Here is a 5,523-nt window from a genome sequence, read left to right as displayed (position 1 = left end):
GTTGCACTCCCGGAAGGCCGCAGGATGAAGGAAGCCCCGTTCTCCCATGGGGGGGCTAATGTGGCTTTTGTCATGCAGCTTCCGCGCTACCACGTCCCCACGAAGGGCAGCACGACCCGGCACGGCACGGGTCGCAGGTGTGCCGGGTCGAGCGCGTTGAGCACGAGCGCGGCGGCGACGGGGTCGGCGACGATCTGGAAGTGCTCGCTGAGGTCGAGCGCGCACGATTCCTGCACGATCTTGTTGGTCATGCCGGGCTCGATGCCGCTGGTGTAGGGCACGACCAGCTCGTCGTACTTCGTGACGATGTTGGTGTAGCGGATGCCCTTCACGACAGGGGTGCCGCCCGAGCGCATCTTGGCGATGAAAGGCGAGCTGGCGAGCAGCTGCGGCCCGGACGCGAAGTAGGGCTGGAGGGCCTGGTTCATGATCGGCGCCACACCGAACGGGGTGCCGGTGACGCTGAGGGTGTTGAGCCCCGCCGCGTTGGTGCCGTGCCAGATGGGGGCGATCGACACGTACTTGTCGATGTGCGCGGCCCCGCCGAGGAACTTGGCGTAGTAGTTGGGCACCACCGTGCCTTCGGAGTGGCCGAGGATGTCGACCTTCGTCGTCCCGGTGGCCTTCAGCACCTTGGTGACGAACGTCGAGAGCTGGGCCGCACTGGCCTCCATCGGGCCGAGGCCACCGAACGTCTGGTTGTACGGCGCCGGCAGCTGAGGTGACTGTCCGTACGTCAGGGCGAACACGCAGTAGCCGTTGTTGGCCAGCAGGGGAGCATAGGTCTGCCAGTTGGTCGCCTTGTTACCGGTGAGCCCGTGCACCAGGACGATCGGACGGGGATGGGCGGCCGACGGCTTGCAGGACCAATCGTTGGCGCCCGGCGGGTCGGCGTCGACCCCGAGACCGGCGATGACCGCCGAGGTCAGGAAGCTGTAGGGCACCGGTAGTGGTTCCGTCGCCGCCTGTGAGGGCGCAGCGGCGAGGAGACCGGTGGCCAGGACGAGCGACAGTGCGGACACGAGCAGTCGGAGCGGGCGCATGGCAGGAACCTTCGGCAGGAACGAGAACGTAACTCGAAGTTACAGTATGGTGGCCGGGAAGAACAGGGTCTAGCGTGGGGAGCATGTCTGCCTACACCGATGCACAGATCGAAGAAGCCCTCGCCGACCTCCCCGGCTGGTCGCAGGAGGGCGAGGCGATCGTCAAGAGCTACACGTTCGACGACTTCGCCGCGGCGGTCGCGTTCATTGCCCGCGCGGCCCCCTCCATCGACGAGATGGACCACCACCCGGAGTGGACCAACGTCTACAACCGCGTCGACGTCAGGCTCAGCAGCCATGACGTCGGCGGAGTCACTGAGCGCGATGTCCTGCTGGCGCACGTGATGGAGCGCGTCGCCTGAGCGGACGGCCAGGCGAAGATGTCTGAGCCGAACCTGAACCAGATCGCGGCGATCACACCGATGTACCAGAGGGCGATGATGAGCACCGTCCAGTTGCCGAGGAAGCGCGAGATGGCTGCGCCGGGTGCCCATGCACGGATGTTGCGAATGGTGATGGCAAGTGCCACGGGGATCGTGACCGACCACACCACCATGCAGTAGGGGCAGAGGGCATTGATCTCATAGAGGCTCTGGTACTGCAGCCACGTCACGAACCCGAGCCCGAAGACAACCCCCACCTGCAAGCCCACCCAGACGAAGGCCGGGAGGGCGACGCGGGCCACGAGCAGCACGCCGAGGGTGGCGACGATGGCGAACGCAGCCACTCCCATGATCGGGTTGGGAAAGCCGAACACGGACGCCTGGTCGGTGTTGATGACGTTGCCGCAGCCCACGATGGGGTTGACGTCACAGTTCAGTGACTTGCCAGGATTCTCGAGGAGATTGACCTTCTCGATCACCAGGATCGCCGCTGAGATCGTGCCGATGACCCCACCGAACGCCATCAGCAGTCCGAGCCCACGATCAGCGCCGGTGGGGCCGTCGACGAGCTCGAGGTCATGGGACTCGGCGGTCAACGTCTGCTCGTCCATACCGACGATCCTAGGCGCTGTTGCAACCTTGTCGCGCCGAAGGCAGCCCTCATCGGCGGGTGGTGGGCTACAGTTCAGATACCAACGGTATCTGAAGGGGAATCATGGCTTCTGAACACCTCGACATGATCATTGTCGGAGCGGGCCTCTCTGGCATCGGCGCGGCCTACCGGCTGCAGGAGCAGTGCCCGGACAAGACCTACGTCGTGCTCGAGGGCCGCGATGCGGTGGGCGGCACGTGGGACCTCTTCCGCTACCCGGGCATCCGCTCGGACTCCGACATGTACACCCTGAGCTTCCCGTTCAGGCCGTGGACCAACCCCAAGTCGATCGCCGACGGCCACGACATCCGGTCGTACATCGAAGAGGCGGCCGACCAGTACGGGATCGAGAAGAACATCCGCTTCGGTCACCGGGTCACCACCGCCTCATGGTCCTCGGAGGACGCTCGATGGACCGTGACCTCGATGGTGGCCGGCGAGACAGTCACGCAGACGTCGTCATTCCTCTATCTGTGCAGCGGCTACTACAGCTATGACGGCGGCTACACGCCCGACTTCCCGGGGCTCGAGAGCTTTGCCGGGCAGGTCGTCCACCCGCAGCACTGGCCCGAGGACCTCGCTTATGCGGGCAAGAGGGTTGTCGTCATCGGCAGCGGTGCAACCGCCGTGACCCTCATCCCGTCGATGGCCGAGGACGTCGAGCACATCACGATGCTGCAGCGCTCGCCCACGTACATCACGACTCTCCCGTCGGAGGACAAGCTCGCCGACCTCATGCGCAAGGTGCTGCCGGCGAAGTTTGCCCACCGTGCCATCCGGCGCAAGAACGCCATCGTGACGATCGGTTTCTACCAGTTCTGCCGCCGGTTCCCGAAGGCCGCGACGAAGATGCTGCTCGGGCAGGCCCAGAAGCGGTTGCCTGAGGGCTACGACATGGCCAACTTCACGCCTCGCTACAAGCCGTGGGACCAGCGTTTGTGCATCGTCCCGAACGGCGACCTGTTCCGCACGATTCGACAGGGCAAGTCGTCCATCGTCACCGACCGCATCGCGACATTCACACCGACCGGCATCGACCTGGAGTCCGGATCGCACCTGGACGCCGACATCGTCATCACCGCGACCGGCCTGCAGGTCGTCGCGTTCGGGCAGATCGACATCCAGGTTGACGGTCGCACGATCGACGCCAATGATCTCTACGTCTACAAGGGCCTGATGTTCAGCGGGCTGCCCAACTTCGCGTGGTGCGTCGGCTACACCAATGCCTCGTGGACGCTGCGAGCCGACCTCTCGTCACAGTACGTCTGCCGGCTCATCAACCACCTCGACGCCAACGGCTACGCCTTCGGCATGCCGGACCCCCACGGCGCGGCGGGTCATCCGCGGCCAATACTCGACCTCACCTCGGGCTACGTGACGAGGGTCGCGGACACGCTGCCGCAGCAGGGCGCCACGTCGCCGTGGACGATCCGGCAGAACTGGCTGCTCGACTCGTGGGACATGAAGCGCACCGACCTCGATCAGGAAATGGTGTTCACCAGGGCCAAGGCAGTCGTGAGCGTCTGACCGTTGGGCGGTGGGTGAGCGACCACGGTCGGGCAGCGGTCGCTGAGGCACCGCTGTCGGGGTGCGCGATGGGCAGATCTTCGTAGCCTTGGACCATGGCGCGCCAACGACTGCTCTTCGGTGACCAGCTGGGACCACACTTCGACGACGGCGGCCAGATCGTGCTCGTGGAGTCGCGGGCGGCGTTCGCCCGTCACCGGATGCACCGGGCGCGGGCCCACCTGATCCTGACGGCCACCCGGCACCGCGCCGCTGAGCTGGGCGGACGGGTCGAGCTCGTTCGGGCCGACTCTTTCAGGCAGGCGCTCGACGGTCGCGAGCTCGAGGTGATAGCGCCCACCTCGTGGCGCAAGCGTGATCTCGTCGCACTCCTCGGGGCGGACGTCCTGCCCAGCCGCGGCTTCGTGACCGACGAGGAGGCGTTCGCCGCGTGGGCCAGCACGCGCAAACCGCGATCGCTGGTCATGGACCATTTCTACCGCGAGGTGCGACAGCGCGAGGGTTGGCTCATGAACGGCGCGGACGACCCCGAGGGCGGGCGGTACAGCCACGACGCCGACAACCGTCAGTCACCGCCCAAGGGCAAGCCCACGCTCGGGCTGCCCGAGCCGTGGCGCCCCACCGAGGACGACATCGACGCCGAGGTGCGCAGCGACCTCGACCTGTGGGAGAAGCAGGGCGACGTCTCGTTCCTCGGTGAGGACGGCCCGCGGCTCTTCGCGGCCACGCGGGAAGAGGCGCTGCAGGCGCTCGACGCCTTCATCGCGCACCGACTCGCCGAGTTCGGGCCGTACGAGGACGCCATGATGCTGGGTGACCGCACCATGGCGCACTCGCAGCTCAGCGTGCCGCTCAACCTTGGCCTGCTCGACCCGCGTGAGGTCATCGAGAGGGCACTTGCCGCGTATGAGGCCGGTGATGCCCCGCTCGCGGGGGTCGAGGGGTTCGTCCGTCAGCTGTGCGGCTGGCGCGACTGGGTGTGGCACCTCTACTGGCACCTGGGTCGCGACTACATGACGGCGCCGGGAGCGCTCGGCGCGGTCGAGCCGCTGCCGCGCGAGCTGTGGGAGCTCGACGGGGCGGCCGTACGTGCGCGGTGCCTGTCGGACTCCCTCGACGCCGTGCGGGAGACGGGCTGGGCACATCACATCCAGCGGCTCATGGTGATCGGCAACTTCGCGCTGCAGCGCGGATTCGACCCCGTCGAGCTGACCGGATGGTTCACCGACGCGTTTGTCGACGGAACGCCGTGGGTCATGCCCGCGAATGTCTTCGGGATGTCGCAACATGCCGACGGAGGCATCGTGGCGACCAAGCCGTACGCGGCTGGCGGCGCCTACATCAATCGGATGTCGGACTACTGCCACTCGTGTGAGTTCGATCCGCGCAAGCGCCTGGGCGACGATGCTTGCCCTTTCACTGCCGGATATTGGGCATTTCTGGACCGGGTCGAGCCAGCCATCAAGGACAACCACCGTATGAAGCAGACATTGGCGGGCCTGCGCCGGCTGTCGGACCGCGAGGCGGTCGTCGAGCAGGAGAAGCACCGTACGAGCTGGTAGCGCGGCCTTGCTCAGGTCTGGCAGTGCGGGCACCAGAACGTGTCGCGCTCGGTGGTGGGGCGGTCGCCGAGCTTGCCGCTGAGCAGCCGGTTCTTGCACCGGCGGCAGCGAGCTCGCTCGGGGTTGTAGACCCATCGGTCCTCACCGGTGCGGGTGCTGCGCGTGAACGAGCGTTCGACGCGCGCCTTGTTGACGTCGAGCATGCGCTGCCCCCGCTGGATGACTCGACGAATGTCCCCGACCCGGCCGACGGGACGTGTGGGCAGAAGGCCCATCAGGAACAGCAGCTCGTTGACGTACTCGTTGCCGAAGCCGGCGAGGTTGCGCTGGTCGAGGAGCGCGAGGAACACGGGTCG

The 5,523-nt window shown here is 66.5% G+C and carries 5 protein-coding genes and 1 pseudogene; 3 read left to right on the top strand and 3 right to left on the bottom strand.

Going from position 1 to position 5,523, the window contains the following annotated elements:
• Window positions 1-86 precede the first annotated feature (86 nt).
• Complete coding sequence (locus H7290_RS20680) at window positions 87-1,043, bottom strand: alpha/beta fold hydrolase (protein ID WP_290515903.1); 957 nt, start codon at window positions 1,041-1,043, stop codon at window positions 87-89.
• 83 nt (window positions 1,044-1,126) lie between these two features.
• On the opposite strand from H7290_RS20680, the gene H7290_RS20675 reads away from it, so the two are divergent.
• The gene (locus H7290_RS20675; RefSeq protein ID WP_290515902.1) at window positions 1,127-1,405 is read left to right on the top strand and encodes a 4a-hydroxytetrahydrobiopterin dehydratase; all 279 of its coding nucleotides are present in this window, start codon (window positions 1,127-1,129) and stop codon (window positions 1,403-1,405) included.
• Here the strand turns inward: H7290_RS20675 and H7290_RS20670 are convergent.
• Window positions 1,309-2,037, bottom strand: coding sequence for a vitamin K epoxide reductase family protein (locus tag H7290_RS20670; RefSeq protein WP_290515901.1), 729 nt, complete (start codon window positions 2,035-2,037; stop codon window positions 1,309-1,311). The two genes, H7290_RS20675 and H7290_RS20670, sit on opposite strands and share 97 nt — an antisense overlap.
• Window positions 2,038-2,141: 104 nt before the next feature.
• On the opposite strand from H7290_RS20670, the gene H7290_RS20665 reads away from it, so the two are divergent.
• Entirely contained in the window at window positions 2,142-3,605 is a 1,464-nt protein-coding gene (locus tag H7290_RS20665; protein ID WP_290515900.1) for an NAD(P)/FAD-dependent oxidoreductase, read from the top strand.
• Window positions 3,606-3,700: 95 nt separating this feature from the next.
• A complete protein-coding gene (locus tag H7290_RS20660; protein WP_290515899.1) occupies window positions 3,701-5,167 on the top strand; it encodes a cryptochrome/photolyase family protein in 1,467 nt (488 codons plus the stop codon).
• Between the two features lie 11 nt (window positions 5,168-5,178).
• On the opposite strand, the pseudogene H7290_RS20655 reads toward H7290_RS20660, so the two are convergent.
• Window positions 5,179-5,523, bottom strand: a pseudogene (locus tag H7290_RS20655) (Fpg/Nei family DNA glycosylase); the annotation flags it as partial.

The sequence above is a fragment of the Aeromicrobium sp. genome, from assembly GCF_014378035.1.
Taxonomy (GTDB): domain Bacteria; phylum Actinomycetota; class Actinomycetes; order Propionibacteriales; family Nocardioidaceae; genus Aeromicrobium.
The sequence above is the reverse complement of the archived record's forward strand: the minus strand, read 5'-3'. Positions and strand labels throughout refer to the sequence as shown.